This is a genomic window from Bifidobacterium sp. ESL0798, from assembly GCF_029395415.1.
Classification (GTDB): Bacteria; Actinomycetota; Actinomycetes; order Actinomycetales; family Bifidobacteriaceae; genus Bifidobacterium.
Window position 1 is genome coordinate 1,919,642 of record NZ_CP113914.1, and the last position, 15,987, is coordinate 1,935,628.

At 53.7% G+C, this 15,987-nt stretch carries 13 protein-coding genes; 2 read left to right on the forward strand and 11 right to left on the reverse strand.

The features are described 5' to 3' along the window. Positions 1-245: 245 nt before the first annotated feature. The 9 genes from OZX74_RS07930 to OZX74_RS07970 all read right to left on the reverse strand — a co-directional run bounded on the left by OZX74_RS07930 (position 246) and on the right by OZX74_RS07970 (position 10,842). Complete coding sequence (locus OZX74_RS07930; RefSeq protein WP_277156382.1) at positions 246-1,457, reverse strand: PTS transporter subunit EIIC; 1,212 nt, start codon at positions 1,455-1,457, stop codon at positions 246-248. 5 nt (positions 1,458-1,462) lie between these two features. Next, complete coding sequence (locus OZX74_RS07935) at positions 1,463-2,479, reverse strand: ROK family protein (RefSeq protein ID WP_277156383.1); 1,017 nt, start codon at positions 2,477-2,479, stop codon at positions 1,463-1,465. A 295-nt stretch (positions 2,480-2,774) separates the two neighbouring features. Then, complete coding sequence (locus OZX74_RS07940) at positions 2,775-3,452, reverse strand: transaldolase family protein (protein ID WP_277156384.1); 678 nt, start codon at positions 3,450-3,452, stop codon at positions 2,775-2,777. A gap of 51 nt (positions 3,453-3,503) precedes the next feature. Beyond that, a complete protein-coding gene (locus OZX74_RS07945) occupies positions 3,504-5,930 on the reverse strand; it encodes a glycyl radical protein (RefSeq protein ID WP_277156385.1) in 2,427 nt (808 codons plus the stop codon). A 345-nt stretch (positions 5,931-6,275) separates the two neighbouring features. Continuing rightward, positions 6,276-7,022, reverse strand: coding sequence for a DeoR/GlpR family DNA-binding transcription regulator (locus tag OZX74_RS07950; RefSeq protein ID WP_277156386.1), 747 nt, complete (start codon positions 7,020-7,022; stop codon positions 6,276-6,278). 191 nt (positions 7,023-7,213) lie between these two features. Then, complete coding sequence (locus tag OZX74_RS07955) at positions 7,214-8,122, reverse strand: glycyl-radical enzyme activating protein (protein ID WP_277156387.1); 909 nt, start codon at positions 8,120-8,122, stop codon at positions 7,214-7,216. A gap of 207 nt (positions 8,123-8,329) precedes the next feature. Then, on the reverse strand, positions 8,330-8,524 hold the full coding sequence (rpmB, locus tag OZX74_RS07960; RefSeq protein WP_277156388.1) for a 50S ribosomal protein L28: 195 nt from the start codon (positions 8,522-8,524) through the stop codon (positions 8,330-8,332). Positions 8,525-9,503: 979 nt separating this feature from the next. Continuing rightward, positions 9,504-10,643 (reverse strand): beta-propeller fold lactonase family protein, encoded by a 1,140-nt coding sequence (locus OZX74_RS07965; RefSeq protein ID WP_277156389.1) that lies wholly within the window; start codon positions 10,641-10,643, stop codon positions 9,504-9,506. Between the two features lie 16 nt (positions 10,644-10,659). Beyond that, on the reverse strand, positions 10,660-10,842 hold the full coding sequence (locus OZX74_RS07970; protein ID WP_277156390.1) for a hypothetical protein: 183 nt from the start codon (positions 10,840-10,842) through the stop codon (positions 10,660-10,662). 338 nt (positions 10,843-11,180) lie between these two features. Between OZX74_RS07970 and OZX74_RS07975 the strand changes: the two genes are divergently transcribed. Beyond that, positions 11,181-11,927 carry a TetR/AcrR family transcriptional regulator gene (locus OZX74_RS07975; protein WP_277156391.1) on the forward strand — a complete coding sequence of 249 codons (747 nt, stop codon included), beginning with the start codon at positions 11,181-11,183 and terminating at the stop codon, positions 11,925-11,927. 55 nt (positions 11,928-11,982) lie between these two features. Then, positions 11,983-12,735: a mechanosensitive ion channel domain-containing protein gene (locus OZX74_RS07980; RefSeq protein ID WP_277156392.1), complete on the forward strand. Its 753-nt coding sequence runs from the start codon at positions 11,983-11,985 to the stop codon at positions 12,733-12,735. Positions 12,736-12,845: 110 nt separating this feature from the next. Here the strand turns inward: OZX74_RS07980 and OZX74_RS07985 are convergent, their stop codons facing one another. Together OZX74_RS07985 and OZX74_RS07990 are read right to left on the reverse strand one after the other, a co-directional pair. Further along, a complete protein-coding gene (locus tag OZX74_RS07985) occupies positions 12,846-14,609 on the reverse strand; it encodes a CPBP family glutamic-type intramembrane protease (RefSeq protein WP_277156393.1) in 1,764 nt (587 codons plus the stop codon). Positions 14,610-14,742: 133 nt separating this feature from the next. Then, positions 14,743-15,891, reverse strand: coding sequence for a D-alanine--D-alanine ligase family protein (locus OZX74_RS07990; protein WP_277156394.1), 1,149 nt, complete (start codon positions 15,889-15,891; stop codon positions 14,743-14,745). Positions 15,892-15,987 lie beyond the last annotated feature (96 nt).

The window sequence follows — 15,987 nt, forward strand, 5'->3', positions numbered from 1 at the left end:
TTGGCAGGAACCCCTCAATTCCAAAAGCAAACTTTGATTATTAGCGTGCCGGTGGACAACCGTATCAGCAACGCCTGTAATCAGTGCATCATCGCACTATCCAATCCCGCCACTTCCTACTTTTACTTACGAGAACGGGCCGTGCATAGAAAAACCTCCGACGCCGAACGACGTACGGAGGTTTTCAAATTACTATTGATTACTTGCTATTTGCTATTTGCTACTCGCGATTGACGCAGTTAAGCCTATACTGCAGCTTTGGCCGTTGCGATTACGTCAGCGGCGATACCCACTTCGGAATTCGCAGAGGTTTCACCTTCGGCCTGTGAGTTTTCTTCGAGCATCTCACGGTCTTCCTCGGAGCGAACCTCGTCATTTTCATCGTCCAAGTTGTCCACAGGGAACTTGAACACGAGCGTCAGCAGGAAGGCGACCACCATGGCGACCACGCAGGAGATAACGTAGGTCACAAAACCGTGGCCGAAGAAAACGGGCAACGTGGCGATGCTGGGAAGCGCGAAAGCATGGGCTTGGACTCCGGAATATCCGGCAATGGCACCGCCCACACCGCCACCGATGCACACAGCGGCAAGAGGCATCTTACGAGGGAGGTTCACGCCGAACATGGCCGGTTCCGTGATGCCGAACAAAGCCGAGATACTGGCGGAAATACAGGTCGTCTTGAACGGCGCGTCATGGCTTTTGAGCATAACGGCCAGCGCGGCCCCTGCCTGCGCAAAGACGGGAGGTCCCATCAGAGCGAGTACCGTATCGTGCCCGGAAACCGCCAGATTGTTCATGCCGATAAGGATCAGGCTCCAGTGGAAACCGAAAATGACCATCGGTTGCACGGCAGCGCCCAACAGCAGCCCGGCGACAATCGGCGAAAGCGCATATACCCATTCGTATCCGGCGGCGAGTCCGTCACCGACCACTTTGCCGAACGGCCCAAAGAGCAGCAACGTCACCGAGCCGACGAACAAGACGCAGATCAGCGGCGTGAGGAATCCGCGAATCACCTCCGGCAGGACCTTGTCAAGCCACTGCTGCACGAAGCGCAGCAAACCAATCGCCAGAATGATGGGCAGCACGCTTGAAGCATATTTGACACCCAACATCGGTATGTCAAAGAAGGACAGAGTGGTGCCCTTTTCCTGCACTTTCACCAGCGCCGGATACAGCATCAGACAGGCGATGACAACCGCGATATACGGATTGGTCTTGAATTGCTTGGCGGACGTATACGCAAGCATGACGGGCAGGAAGGTGAACACACACGATGCCATCGCGTCAAGCACTAGATACGTATTGCCGGACGCATCCAGCACCTTGCAGCTGGTCAGGATGATCAGCACACCCTTCATGATGCCCGCCGCGGAAAGCAGGTTCACAATCGGCAGGAAAATCCCGGAAATACCATCGATGACGACGTTCAGCAAACTCTTTTTCTTGGCCATGTCATTCACTCACTTTGAAAGTTGTTGACCAGCACCTTGCCTTCAGGTACCTTTTCCTCTTCACCGTCGGACTGTTGTTTCGACTTTTCGATCGATCCGTCCACATCCTCCTTGTTGACGAAGTATTCACGTTCGTCGACGCCACGCAGGTAACATTGCAAAGCACCCACCAAGTTGGCGTCATTCCGGAATTTGCAGCTGACCACATCTGCCTGGGAGACAAAGTACGGGCAAGTCGCGTACAGCTTCTGCAGATTGGCGCGTATGGCTTCGATGAACGCAGGCTGAGCCGAGATGCCGCCACCGATGGCAAACCGTTCCGGATCGACGATGTTCTGAATATTGAATATCTGCACCGCGATGTCGTGGGCATAATGATCCAGGCAATCCAACGCCTCGGGCTCCCCCGCGTTCACCGCTTCAAAGAATTTCACACCATTGATGGAATCCGGATCCACGCCCTTGATGTTCGCATAATTCGCGCACAGGGCAGGCGTTCCACATTGGTTGCCCCAAACCCCTTCACGGGTCGGCCCTTCATCGTGCGAAGTGATGATGTAGCTCACTTCGCCGGCCGAGAAGTGCGGGCCGCGATGAAGCACATGGTTCTTGATGATGCCGCCGCCGATCATGGTTCCGAACAGCAGGACAAAGCCATCGCTCACATCCTTCAGCGCACCGACGGTCGCCTCCGCGGTGGCCGCGCACTTCGCGTCGTTGTCCATCACGATACGCACCGGGCAATGACTGAACAGCTCATGACGAAGATAAAAATCGTCGTTGTAGCGCAACGCTCCGCCCATCGCGCAATATCCCTCGTCCGAATCAATGATGCCCGGCATCGAGATGGCAATGCCCTGCACCCCGGGCTCCTGCTTGAAAAGCTGAGTCAACGCCGCAATCAATTCATCACGACCTTCCTGCGGGGTGGGAATCGACCCACGGGAGGTAATCGAGCTGTTCTCCAACATATACGCATATTTGATATTGGTTCCGCCGATATCAATGGCCAGAATTTTCATGATGCATCCTTGCGTTATTTATATTGGAGCTTCAAGGTATAGTTCGACCTAGAAATCCATTGGAAAATCGAAATTTTTATCAGAATTCATGGAAGCGACATAGCTTCCACGTTTAAATTATGATTAACAAATCATCGTATTTTTTTATTTGTTATTGAGGTTCTCACCAGTAGGCTCCAATATCACGAAACTCTGAAACCCACTGGCAAAACCTGACGGTTCAATGACCACGATGACACAGATAAATACTGAAAATCACCGAACCGCTTTGACCGGACCTACAAAACCGATGAGCCTACAGAGTGGCCATAGTCTTTCCGGAGCCGACAAGACCTTCGAAATCGGCCACGAAATCATCTACTGCCGCATCGATTGCAGCGTTCTTGGTCAGCGAGTCGATGACCGAAGACGCTATCGTCGCAGCGCCCACACCATGAACTGCCAGGTCAAGCACCTGCTGCGAGTTCTTGAAGCTCGCCGCGAGGACTTCGCAATGCAGGTTGTTGGCCTTGAAGATGTCATGAATCTTGCACGCGACGCCGACTCCGTCGTAACCCATATTGTCGATGCGGTTGATGTACGGGGCGGCATACACTGCTCCTGCCTTCGCCGCTATGAACGCCTGCAAAGGCGTATAGATCGCGGTCGCAGTCACGTTGATGCCTTCGCCCGACAACTGCTTGATGGCCTTGAACCCTTCCGGAACGCTCGGAACCTTGGGAAACGTGTTGTCTCCCAGCTCCTTGACGATCCGATGGGCATCGGCGACCATGCCTTTGGCGTCTCTGGCGACCACCTGCGCGTGCAGCTCGCGATCCGGCCCGATAATCGAGCGAATCTCGTGCAGCACCTCGAAAGGCGGGCGTCCGGCCTTCGCCAGAATCGAGGGGTTGGTGGTCACACCATCGATCGGATAATACTCGACCAAGCGTTTGATGGCCTCGGTATCCGCATCATCAATGATGAGTTTCATGGTTATTTCCTTTCATTGCCAACAGTTCAGCGACCAATCGCGGATCGCGGATTACAGCGTCTGTTCCGTCCGCTCGATGATGTCGTCCTGGGTCGCCTTGGACAGCACCACGAAGAACGCGCTGTAACCGGCGACGCGAACGATCAGATCACGATGCTTTTCAGGATGGACCTGCGCATCAAGCAACGTTTCACGGGAGACGACGTTGTATTGCACGTGGTAGCCGTGAAGCTTGTCGAAGAACGCACGGGTCAGCAAAGCGAGTTTCTGCCTGTTCTCCATCTTCGAAAGCACCTGCGGAGTCATCTTCTGGTTGAGCAGCACGCCTCCGGTGATGTCATCGGTGGGTAGCTTGGAGACCGACTTGAACACGGCGGTCGGGCCGTGCTGATCGGCGGAATGCGAAGGGCTGCAACCTTCGGCGAGGGGCTCACCTGCGGCACGGCCGTCGGGAGTGGCCAGTGTCCCGGCGCCCTGGGGAACATTCGCCGAAATCGAGCTGGTACCGGCATAGTAGATGCCACCGATCGGGCCGCGACCATACCTGGTGTTGTGGTACTTCTTCATTTCGTCGATATAGATGTCATAGGCCTGACGAATCAGCGAATCAACATAATCATCGTCGTTGCCGTACTTCGGCGCGGCCTTCATCAGCTCACGGATATGTTCGTTCTTTTCGCCCTGCCAATTGTCCTGCATGGCGTCCCAGAGCTCTTCAGGCGTCACCTTCTTCTCTTCGAAGACCACTTTCTTCATGGCCGCTAGAGAATCGGCGAGATTGGCGATGCCCACCTGCAGATCGGAGATGAAGTCGTAGACGGCTCCGCCTTCCTTCATGTTCAGGCCGCGTTCGATGCAATCGTCGGTCAGGCAGGAGCAGAGGATATCCGCCGTGTCGTGTTCAAGTACCATATCGCAGGTCGCGTCGATGATGACACACTGCCGGCACATCTCACGAATGACCTTATCCCAGCACTGCATGACCTGATCGAAACTTGTGAAGTCCTTGAAATGCCCAGTGCCTTCAACGAGCTTCTTGCCGCTTTGAGGGTCGACGCCGTTGTTCATGGCAATCAGCAACGCCTTCGGGAAATTGAGGAAGCTCATGCCGGTGCAACGATAGCCCCATTTGCCCGGCACTGCCGTTTCCACGCAGCCGATGGCGGAATAATTGTAGGCGTCCTCGCGGGCCACACCTTTTTCGATGAAGCTGGGAATGATGACCTCGTCGTCATTGAAGGCGGGCATGCCGAAACCGCAACGGACGACTTCGATGCACTCGTTCATGAAATCGTCCGGAAGGTTCTCATGATAACGGACGGTGAGGTTCGGCTGGGTGAGATGGCACTGGGCCACAGACTTCAAAATCAGCCAGCTCATGGGGTTGGTGGCGTCGCGCGCTTCGCCGTCCACCAGCTTCTGGCCACCCACGGTGACATTCTGGTAGAGCGGTGAACCTGCGGAGAACTGGGTGTGGCTCCACGGGCGGACCTTGTTGATGGTGAAGGTCTTGAGCCACAGATTGCACATCAGCTCATCGGCCTCGTCCGCCGTGATCCGACCGGTCTTCAGATCGTTTTCATAGTACGGCCACAGATATTGGTCCATGCGGCCGTAGGAAAGTGAATGGCCGTTGGACTCGAGCTGCAGCGTGAGGTGAATCAGCCAGACCGATTGCACCGCTTCGCGCAAGGTATGTGCCGGCTCATACGGCACATGATCCAGTGCCTCGGCCATCCCACACAGTTCCGAAGCACGACGTTCGTCGCCCCTCTGCGAGCATTCCGTGGCTTGCTGGCGAGCCAACGAGGCATATCGACCGGCGAATTCCTTGACGGCATCGACCACGATGAGAATGGCCCGATAGAAGTAGCTCTTATGAATGTTGCGGTAATCCGTCAGATCGAGAGCGTCAAGCTTTTCCTGGGCGCGACGCGCATAATCCTTCAGTCCCAGCTTCAGCAATCCCTCATAATTGACGGCGCAATGGGCGTCGCCCGAGGTGATGTTGCCTTCGGACTTGATGATGCCGAGGTCGTAGAACAGCTTGGAATGGGGAGGGAAGGCCGCCAATCCGCGGTCCTGAAGCGTGTTGTGCTTCCAGAACGGATAGATGGAACGCAGCTTTTCCTTGTTTTCCTCCGTGATGGTGAACACATCGCCATCGCGCTTTTCAAACTGGTCGAGTTCATCGATCACCCAGTCCATCGCATATTCCGGGAAAATCGGCGCCGACCTGTTCTTCGAAGCCTGGTTGCCGGCGATAACCGTCTCGGGCTCAATGAAAATCGGCATCTGCTCAAGAATCTCCTTGAGCATAATGGCACGTTTGATGGCCAAAGGCTGATCCTGCTGCTCCTGATAGACCTTGGTCGTGATCATCGCCCGATCGACATCGATCTGCGGCACTGCATCCAACAGCTGATCGCGGAAAGAGTTCATCCTGTCAGTGAGCTTTCCAAAATGTGAATCACTCATCGTACTTTCCTTTCATAAATGTAAGCTACATCACTTACGTAGCTTCAGAATAACGAAAGAAAGTTTTTTTGTCAATTTCGTAAGCGATTTATCTTTTGTTCGTAAATAAAAAACTTTCGATTAGATCTCTTCGAGAAATATTTTGCCTATTCCTCAATGCCGAAATCAAAGAGAAAGCATGGAGGCAACGCTTACTAAAGCTTTAAAAATAAAAGATTATCTATTACTCCGCCATCAGAAATTGCAGATAACCATCCGCAGCGCAAATCCGAGATAAGGCAGACAAAGAACACATATGGGCAGAAAAGCTCAATCAGAATAAAATATTTCCCCTACAGCGAAATATCAGACCGTGACGATGTCGACACCGTGCCGGTCCAGCATGTCCCTGGCTGCATCCGAAAGTCCGGCATCGGTGAATGTGGCGACATCTTTGTCTCCGAATTCAAGAGGCACGGTACCCCGTCTCGAGAACTTGCTGCTTTCGGTGACCACAACCACACGGCCTGCATGTTGCGCCATATCGCACACGGTCTCGGCCCGCAGGGAATCACGGTTTGCAAATCCTGTCTCCTCGCTGTAACCGTCGGTGCCGGCGAACAGAATATCGACGTACATGCCCTTCAGACAACGCTCAACCATCGGTCCGACCATGACCTGCGCCGTCTGCTGGTATATTCCACCCAAAAGGATGATTTGGCTTTGGGATTTGCCACGCACATATCCGGCGACAAACGCGCTGTTGGTGATGATGGTGAGATCGTTTTTGGTCGAAACCAGTTCAGCGGCCAGCAAAGCACAGGTGCTGCCGTTCTCGATCATCACCGTATCGCCATCATGGACACACTGCGCTGCACGCTTGGCGATTTTCAGCTTTTCTTCGTAATGGTAGGCAAGCCGACTCTCCATGTTGTCAGCGCTTTTCAGCACGGCGAATCCGTGCTCACGATCGATGATGCCGCGCTTTTCGAGTCCACTCAGATCCTTGCGCATGGTGACTTCGGAAACCCCGAGTTCTTCGGCAAGCGCGGCGACCTCGATACGTTTGTGCTCGGTGAGCAGCTCGAGAATCCGGTTCGTCCTCGTTTCCATTGACCCGCCTTCCGTAATCAGGTTCACGCTTCGTCTACCCTGCCAGCCTAACACCCAATACCAAGGAATAACAAACAGATCGACTTTCGAACAAAAGCTTTTTGCTTACTCAGCCAAAGCCACTATTTTCGTTGACCCTATCAAAACAGTAATCACGAAACTGCTGGAAGAAAGTATTCGAAAGAAGAAACCTACAAGAAAGCCTCCACGCCCTCATCAAGATACACTTGCCTGAAATCCTCGATATCTTCGGGATGCGTGTTGGGTACACCCTTGAACGCGTAGTCTTCGCGACCCAGCAACTCGTACTTTGATTCGCCGAAATTATGGAACGGCAGCAGCTGCACTTTATCGACGCCTATTGCCTTGAGTTTACGAGCCATGCCCCTTGCATCCTCAAGCGAGTCATTGAAACCGGGAATGACGGGAGTACGAATCAAAAGGTCTTTGCCCGTTGACGCCGCATAGGCCATGTTCCTAAGAATCAGCTCGTTGCCGACACCGGTGCCCCGCTTGTGAAGGTCCGTGTCATATTGCTTCATATCCATGAAAATATGATCGAGATGCCCGATTGCTGCCCTGAAAACCTTTTCGGGCACATGACCGGTCGTCTCGATACTGGTGTCGACGCCACGAGCGTTGAGCTTATCGAGCAGCTCGACACAGAAATGTCCCCAAACCAACGGCTCACCGCCGGAAAGCGTGACACCTCCCCCACCTTCCTCGTAAAACGGCTCATCCTGCAGACATTCCTCAAGCACGTCATCACTCGTGCGCCTCACTCCGACAACAGAGAGACCGGGGCAATCCTTCAATGCTTCATCGACCTGCACGTCGCCTATTTGCAGGCGAGTCACGTCCGGCCCTCGCCGCGCACCGGTTTTAATGAAACCGACTTTACGGGCGAGAGCATCGGAAGCGTCACAGCCATCGCAAGAACGCTCATCCCACTCAATCTCAGGAGTCTTCTTCTGACTCTCCGGATTGGAGCACCAGCCGCACCGCAATGGGCAGCCTTTGAGAAAGACCACGGTTCGTATGCCCGGTCCGTCGTTAAGACTGAATTTCTGAACATTGAAAACAATCGCTGATTCCAACATTGCCTCTTTCGAACGATGTGAAGTAGCGTAATTCATATCTAAAATTACGTTCAAAACTAATATAACTTACGTTCGTAATTAAAGCAACTATCGAAATCGTTGCGAAAACGGCGGGGCGTTCATCTTCATCCCCGGATCCGAATCAGGCATGAAAAAACCTCCGACGCCGAATGACATCAGAGGTTTTCAAAATTGCTTTCCGCGTTTTCACGCAACCACGCGCTGAACCTTGCCTGCCTTGAGGCACTTGGCGCACACGCGAACGCGGACGTTCTGTCCGTCGATAGTGGTGTGAACCGACTGAAGGTTCGGGTTGAAGGTGCGCTTATTGCGGATATGTGAATGCGAAACGCTGTAACCGGTCTGCGGTCCCTTGCCGCACACTGCGCAACGAGCTGCCATAATGGACTCCCTATACTGTTTTGACTTGCAAGTCTTGATGCCGTTATCCTGCGTTTTGGCGCACAACAGCGACACACAACTTACCAAGTATACAACCGGGGCCGACCAAGGGCAGCATAGCAGCTGACGGTCAACCCCATCCGCAGCCCAAACACGAGCGATCGAGCGGCCCTTTTGACTCACCCGAACACATGATTAACACAAGACACCTTATATATACCCACACTTATTTCCATGCTCTTGACAGCCCCGAGTCGGGATGAGCGGCGCCAAAGTATCAGTCCATCCGATGAAGTTCAATCACATATTGCAATTCAAGCGTAAAATGGCGCCGGCAATGACGCAAATCACCACCTCCTACAGGTCATGCCAGCCCCAGTCATGGTGCAGAGTCGATCAACGCCATCTAGGCGGCTGAAGAATAAATCCATCAGATAAACCGTCCGAACCAACCTAGGATTAAGCTTCAAGCATAGAATACAAATACATTTTTGAGGATTTTTTTATACAGTTAAAGCGATTTTGCACTTATAATATACAATAATTGACTGTATTTTATGGTCGAATATGCAATTGGCCCTCAAACGCCCGTCTCACGATATTCCGACCTGAACTTTTACCGGAATAACAACGAACAGCGGGGATGTCGGGAGCGTTAAGCACGTTTCACGGGAATTTCCGGTCAAAACAGCAAGGTTTCTGAATTCACCCCTCTTTTTTAGCCGCTCTACCCCCAGTATCAACCGTTCACATCTTTTTTAACGTTCAACATTACGTCAACGACAAAAATGTGCTCACGTCAACAGAAAAAAGAAACGTTGAAAGTTCGTTTGACATATTTTATTATTTTATATTTTAAATCGATAATTTAAGCAAACATACTTTCAACGTAAACAGATAAAAGGGCACCGACAACATGCACGTGCCCTCATCTGTCCAATGATCTTTCCAAAGCTGTCGCAGTGACGCAAAGAACGCTTTAGATGCCGGCCAGGGGCAGCACGACCGTCGGCGATCCGGCAGGACAATCACCGATATGCACGGGCTCACCGTCGGCGGCCGAGCGGAAAAGACTCAGATTGTCGCTGACCTCGTTGGCCACGACAAGCATGTCGCCGACGGCCAGGATGTGCCGAGGACGCTTGCCGCCACTCGAGACGCCGCGACCCTTCCAGCTCGGATCGCCCTCTTCGGCCAGACGGCCCAACCTGTCGCCGTCCCAATACAACGTCACGATACGGTCGGAGCCCCGCAGCCCGACATAGACGAAACCACGGGAGAAAGGCGGCACTTCGGTGTCCTGATCCTCATCCTCGGAGGAATCGGTGATGCGAAGGGCATCCGGCACAAAAGCCAAGGAAGCTGCCTGATCGGGGTGTTCCCCTCCATCGCCACCAAGACCCACTGTCTGGGCCACCCAGAACTCCTCGGACTGCTTCTCGTCCTTGCCATCCTGTCCGACAGCCGAACCTACGCCATTGCGATCGACAGGCTCAAGGATGGTCACCGTACAACCCCATTCGTCCACAACCGCGATACGCCAGTCGCCGGACGGCCCCGGCAAAACGTGCATGTCCCGCGGACCGGTGCCGGGGGCAAGACAGACGAATCCCGTACGAACCAGACGCGAACCGGCCCAGTGATGAATATGAATACGGTCGGCACCCAAATCAGTAGTGAGCACACGCCCGTCAGGCAGGGGAAGAATCCAATGCGCATGCGGCCCCTCTTGCGCCGGCAACGGCCCATGACGATCAGGGCCGCCATGCAGCACCTGCGCCACCGGCCCCAGCACATCGCCCTCGCCGATAGGCAGAACGCAGACCGTGCCGTCCACATAATCGGCGGTAATCAGGTGACGGCCAAGTTGGGGATCAACGGCAATAGCCGCATGGGTAGGGCCGGACTTGGCAGGCAATTTCACCCGTGAAATCTCTTCGAGCGTCACTTCTCCGCTTTTTGCCGGGCTATCATTCGAATGGTCATCCTTATATATGATTCGCAACGAAGCCACTTCATCAGTATCCTCGAGAACCGCGAAAACGGTATCGCCCTCACGCAAAAGCCACGACGGAGAAGGCACATCAGAGGCGACGCCTGCGGGTCTGATTGAAGGCAATTGCAACGATCTATCATCATCGATTAATTTTTTCATCACTTTTGACACTTTTTGCTTGACGTAAAGTTGCTTTTGCGTCAAACGTTTTATTGTCTATTGAATTAGGCAACAACAACACATAGGACTCGACACCTTTACTCTGTTCGTGATGAATGGCACCGAACCCACCGACCATTAACCGATAAGTATGAATATCCATACTGTCAATCTATCGCGCTTTGAATGTTCGTTGTATATTTAAAAGCGATTTTTTAATTAATGTGATTTACATCACATTTTAATTTATAAAATTTCGACATTGTGTATAAAAAACTGGATTAAAATACGTAATTAATCTAATTTAATATACACAATTTTATGTATAATGAAGCGTCGAAAAGTTTTCTCTACGCGACAATCATCGTTTAACAAAAATCGTCAACCATTATCCTTTAGAATCAATACAGAAATTCTTCACATAGAATTTTCTCAATCATCAGGAGGCTCAGAATGTCTAGACCCCGACAAGACTCAAATCAATTGCCGGCTACGACACGTATGGAGAATGCGTTCTGGAAGTTGCTTGAGGAGCGCGATTATCCGAAAATCACCGTCACCGACATCGTCAATATGGCAGGCGTCAACCGTAACTCTTTCTACTATCACTATTGCAAACTCAACAATCTCGCCGAAACCGCCGTTCAGCACGCGGTCGAGGGCGTGAGACGAGCAATACCCGAATTCACCGATGACCCGTCCAAGGCGTGGAACGGCGTCGTTATGCAACTCATCGGCGTGCAGGCCAACCGTATCTATCTCGACCGTATTGCGTTGACCGTAGGCAGTCACACCTCCCCGTTCCTGCTGTTCACCGTGCACGACGCGATTCGCGACAGTTTCATCGAATGGCAGCATCTCGACCGGGATATGACGATCAACCAAGACGTCCTGCTGGAATTCTCGGTGGGCGGCCTGCTCTCGATATCCGCGATGTGGTCCAAGCTCGCCAAGGAGACGACCGTCGAACAGTGGAGCAACCTTGACGCAGCCGTGGTCGCGCGAACGCTCTATTTGGCCATCTCCGGCAACAGCATGCCCGGATTCTGGGTGCAGATGTTCCGCAGCGCGTTGGAGAAGGGCGACGGCTCCCTGCTGAAGTCCATCGCCGAAACCGAAAGCAAAGACAAGGATTTCAAGCGCGAGGTCGATGCCCTGCTTGAGGACCTTCAAAACATGCAGCATCAACATGCCGACGGTTTCAGGCCAAGCGCCACACTCATGGGCGGCATCAACCACACCGCCTGATCGACGTTTTCGCCAATCCAACAGACTTGAGCTCGACAAGGTAAGCTAAAGCGTTATGGAACAATTGCTGGGCTGGCTTAAGATGCACGATAGCCGCATCGTATTTTTGGTTATTGTCTTTGTTGTGGCCTTCGTAGCCGCAAAGGTGGTTTCCCGCTGGCTTAAGAAACTGCTCAATCATTCCGGCATCCCGAACGCGTCGATTTTCGTCAATCTCGCACTGGTGTCGATCTGGATCATTGCCGTGGCCATGGTGCTGCAGCCGGTTTTCGGTATCAACCCGACCACCATCGTCACCGCACTCGGCATTGGAGGCCTGGCCATCTCGCTGGGCTTGAAAGACACCATCGCCAACATCATCTCCGGTTTCGGGCTGATGATCGGTCATGTCATCCATCCCGGCGATCAGGTGCGCATCCAGGGCATCACGGGAACCGTCGAGGACATCACCTGGCGGCAGACCATGGTGCGCGAACGCAACGGCAACCAGCTCATCATCCCCAATTCGGTGCTCAACACCTCGTCGCTTGAACGGCTGACGCCCGAAGGCGAAGCTTGCGTAAGCGTCGATTTCACCGTGAAGCCCGGCACCGATATCAAAACGGCGTCCAAACGCATCGCCAATGTTCTGCGGAGCGCAACGGCGGACATCACCAATCGCAACAATCCGCCGCAAATCAACTTCACTGGTTTCAGCGTCGACGGGGTGCAGGGCAAGGCCTTGCTGTTCGCCAATGCCGGGATCAATCAGGAACGGGTTCGCGATTGCGCCGTTCGGGCGTTGGCCAAGGAAGATTTCATCATCTGAATCAGGCTCTAGCGTCCATTCCTTGCTTCTGACTTATACCTGCGACGAAAAACACGTTTTCAGGCTCATTTTCGTGCTTTTCATCGCAGTTACGTTGATGGCGGCACTCGTCACACATTGAACAGTGCGGCAATCATCAGGAGGGCACATAGGACGATGAAAATGATGACTCCGGGATTGCCCAGTACCGTCTTGGCCCGAGTGCCCGCAGGCAACTCCTCCGGCGCACGATAGAATACCAGCTTCTTGCGCTCGACAATGGCGACCACAATGCCGGTGATGAACATCACGGCGCGGAATACCAGAAATATGAGGAGCGGCATGACTTGTGCGCCATGACCTGTGGCAAACGCATTTGCGATTCCGGCGCTCGCGTTACGGTTGACCGCGTTCAGCGTGGATTTGTCCATCGCCAGGAAGGTCATCTGCGGCAGGAACCCGCCGAAGAAATTGAACGTCATATGCATGGCGATGGTATAGCGCAACTTGCCGGTGCGCACGTAGGCGTAGGCCAGCAACAGACCGAAACCGAAAGCGTAGAAGAACTGGAAAAGGTTGCCGTGGAACAGGCCGAAGGCGAAGGCGGAGACCAGAATCGCGGTTTTCTCGCCATATTGCTGCATGCGGTCGATCAACAGTCTGCGGAACAGCCATTCCTCGAAAATCGGGCCGATGATCACGGTGAACAGCAGAAGACTTATCGGGTCGAGGCCTTCGAGGAGCTCGCTGATACTGCTTTGCGCCTGATCGTTGGAAAGCAGACCCGAAAGGATGTTGCCGATGATATTGCCGATATCCGCCAGCGGGAACGAAATCGCCATCAACGCGAGGAACATCCCCACGCCCATATTGCTCGTTTTGCGCTTTACCTTGGGTATCGTGCGGAAAACCAGCAGGGAAAGCGGAATCGCGATCGCATACAGCGGGCCGTTGCTCAGCAGGAACTCGGCCCACATGGGCAGCTTTGCAGGGTCGACGAACTGCCTCGTCACCTCCCCGATGACCGACACCAATGCGTACCACACCAGAACAACCAGATCCAGGGCATATCCGATGTTCGAGAACCGCTTGCGTACTTCGCCAAGCCATCCATACATCGCCGCCTGCCATGTCGGATTGGGCTGATGGAAGTAGCTTGTGAAAGCCGGACGAGCGAATTGCGAGAACGGCTGCGCTCTATAGCGAGGCTGGGATTGGGACTGATATTGAGGCTGGGGTTGAGCTCCAGATAGCTGCAGCGGATAGGACGGATATTGGTATGCCTGATATTGCGGCTGCTGATACGGCTGCGACGGATACTGGCCGGTCTGCTGGTATTGGGGCTGCTGATACTGGGCTTGATACGGACGATACTGGGACTGCTGGTAACCAACCTGAGACTGATAGGGCTGATACGTTTGCATTTGCGGCTGCTGGTACGACTGACCCTGAGGACTGTACGGCTGGCCTTGATACTGCTGGGATACCGGGAGCTGAGTTTGATACTGCTGCACAGGCTGGGCCCAGGATTGCTCCCCATACGGCTGAGGATAGGTCTGGGACTGAGGCGGCTGCGTAGAAGATTGCTGTTGCGGCTGGACTAGCGATTTCAACGACCGATAAGCTGACTCCGGTTCATATTGAGATCCGGATTCCGCTTGACTTGGTTGGTTTGGCTGGCTTGAAGCTTGAGCCTGATCCTGGGATTCAGAGGAATAATCCACTTGGCCGAGTCGCCGAGTTTCTTGAGTTTCCAGAGGTTCCTGCTTCGGTTGCGCCTTGGCGTGCAACGCATGATAGGGCGATTGTGGCTGCTGCGATTGCTGCAGCGAGCCGGATTCTTCCTGCGAAAGCGAATGTGAAGCCTGTTCTTCAGGACGGTTATCGTCGTTCATGTTGCGGCACATATCCTCTCGGATCATCGATAAATCGAATATATCAATTCATTATATAAATTTGAATACAATATGAATCAATAAACGATGTTTATCCATCTCGATTTGATTTTGCTAAAGTATAATATCTAGCTTACCTTAACACACCCTCAATAAGCTTGGTAACCAGCTCCGTATAGCTCATACCAGTGGCCCCCCAGGCTTTCGGATACATCGAAATCGGGGTAAAGCCGGGCATGGTGTTGATTTCGTTGACCATCACTTCACCGCGTTCGGTGACGAACGTATCCACACGCGAAAGCCCTGCACCGTCGACGGCCTTGAACGCACGGACCGCAATCTCCTGCGCACGTTGCAACGTAGTCTCCGGCAGGCTCGCCGGAACCTCGACGTGTGAAGCCGCGGAATCGGTGTATTTGCTATCGAAATCATAGAATTGGTCGTCGCCGGCAGCACGATGGTCGAGCACGATTTCGCCGGGCAATGCCGACTTCGGCTCCTGACCCGCCACCGGTGCGAGCACGGCGCACTCGATTTCGCGTCCATCGATGCCCTGCTCCACCAATACCTTCCAGTCGTGGTGCGACGCCTCGAAAAGCGCGGCGGCGAGTTCCTCCTCATCGCCCTTGTGTTCCAGCTTGGTCACGCCGAAACTCGAACCGGCCCGCGACGGCTTGACGAACAACGGGTAACGCAGTCTGGCCGACTTGATGCTTTTCATCGCCTCGGCGGCATCGCTGCTGAATCGGTCGGACGCATCGAAAGCACGGGTATCGAAGGTCACCCCCGGAGCGACGGGGATGCCGGCTTCGCTAAGAATAATCTTCGTGAATGCCTTGTCCATGCAGGCGGCCGAAGCGAAGACGCCGCAGCCGACGTAGGGCACGCCCATCATCTCGAGCAGGCCCTGCACGGTGCCGTCCTCGCCGTACGGGCCGTGCAGGACGGGAAACACCGCATCCACATAGCCCAACGAGGTCAGGGCGCCATTCTGTTCACGAACGTAGAAACCGTTGTTGCCGCGGGACATATCGAGAACCACCGGTTTGACGGTTGCATTGACATCGGCCTCATCGACGGTGGGCATCGCACCATCGGAACAATCGAAATCACGGGGATCGGTGCCGCCCATCACCCATTCCCCGGCCTTGGTGATGCCGATGGGTATGGGCTCGAAACGCTCGGTATCCATGGCCTTCAGGACCCCGGAAGCGGAAATGCAGGAAATCGAATGCTCGTCCGCCCTGCCACCATACAAAACCACCACGCGCTGCTTACGCATGTTCCCTCGCTTTTCTTAAGGAATCGAATCTGAATCCCAAGCCTACACGGCAAAGGGCAGGAGGCAAAGGGAATGATTCCCTCATTCACAAAGCCG

Coding starts and splice junctions, on each gene's coding strand:
- OZX74_RS07930 (WP_277156382.1), bottom strand. CDS start 1,457: ATGGCCAAGAAAAAGAGTTTGCTGAACGTCGTCATCGATGGTATTTCC.
- OZX74_RS07935 (WP_277156383.1), bottom strand. CDS start 2,479: ATGAAAATTCTGGCCATTGATATCGGCGGAACCAATATCAAATATGCG.
- OZX74_RS07940 (WP_277156384.1), bottom strand. CDS start 3,452: ATGAAACTCATCATTGATGATGCGGATACCGAGGCCATCAAACGCTTG.
- OZX74_RS07945 (WP_277156385.1), bottom strand. CDS start 5,930: ATGAGTGATTCACATTTTGGAAAGCTCACTGACAGGATGAACTCTTTC.
- OZX74_RS07950 (WP_277156386.1), bottom strand. CDS start 7,022: ATGGAAACGAGGACGAACCGGATTCTCGAGCTGCTCACCGAGCACAAA.
- OZX74_RS07955 (WP_277156387.1), bottom strand. CDS start 8,122: ATGTTGGAATCAGCGATTGTTTTCAATGTTCAGAAATTCAGTCTTAAC.
- rpmB (WP_277156388.1), bottom strand. CDS start 8,524: ATGGCAGCTCGTTGCGCAGTGTGCGGCAAGGGACCGCAGACCGGTTAC.
- OZX74_RS07970 (WP_277156390.1), bottom strand. CDS start 10,842: ATGGATATTCATACTTATCGGTTAATGGTCGGTGGGTTCGGTGCCATT.
- OZX74_RS07975 (WP_277156391.1), top strand. CDS start 11,181: ATGGAGAATGCGTTCTGGAAGTTGCTTGAGGAGCGCGATTATCCGAAA.
- OZX74_RS07980 (WP_277156392.1), top strand. CDS start 11,983: ATGGAACAATTGCTGGGCTGGCTTAAGATGCACGATAGCCGCATCGTA.
- OZX74_RS07985 (WP_277156393.1), bottom strand. CDS start 14,609: ATGAACGACGATAACCGTCCTGAAGAACAGGCTTCACATTCGCTTTCG.
- OZX74_RS07990 (WP_277156394.1), bottom strand. CDS start 15,891: ATGCGTAAGCAGCGCGTGGTGGTTTTGTATGGTGGCAGGGCGGACGAG.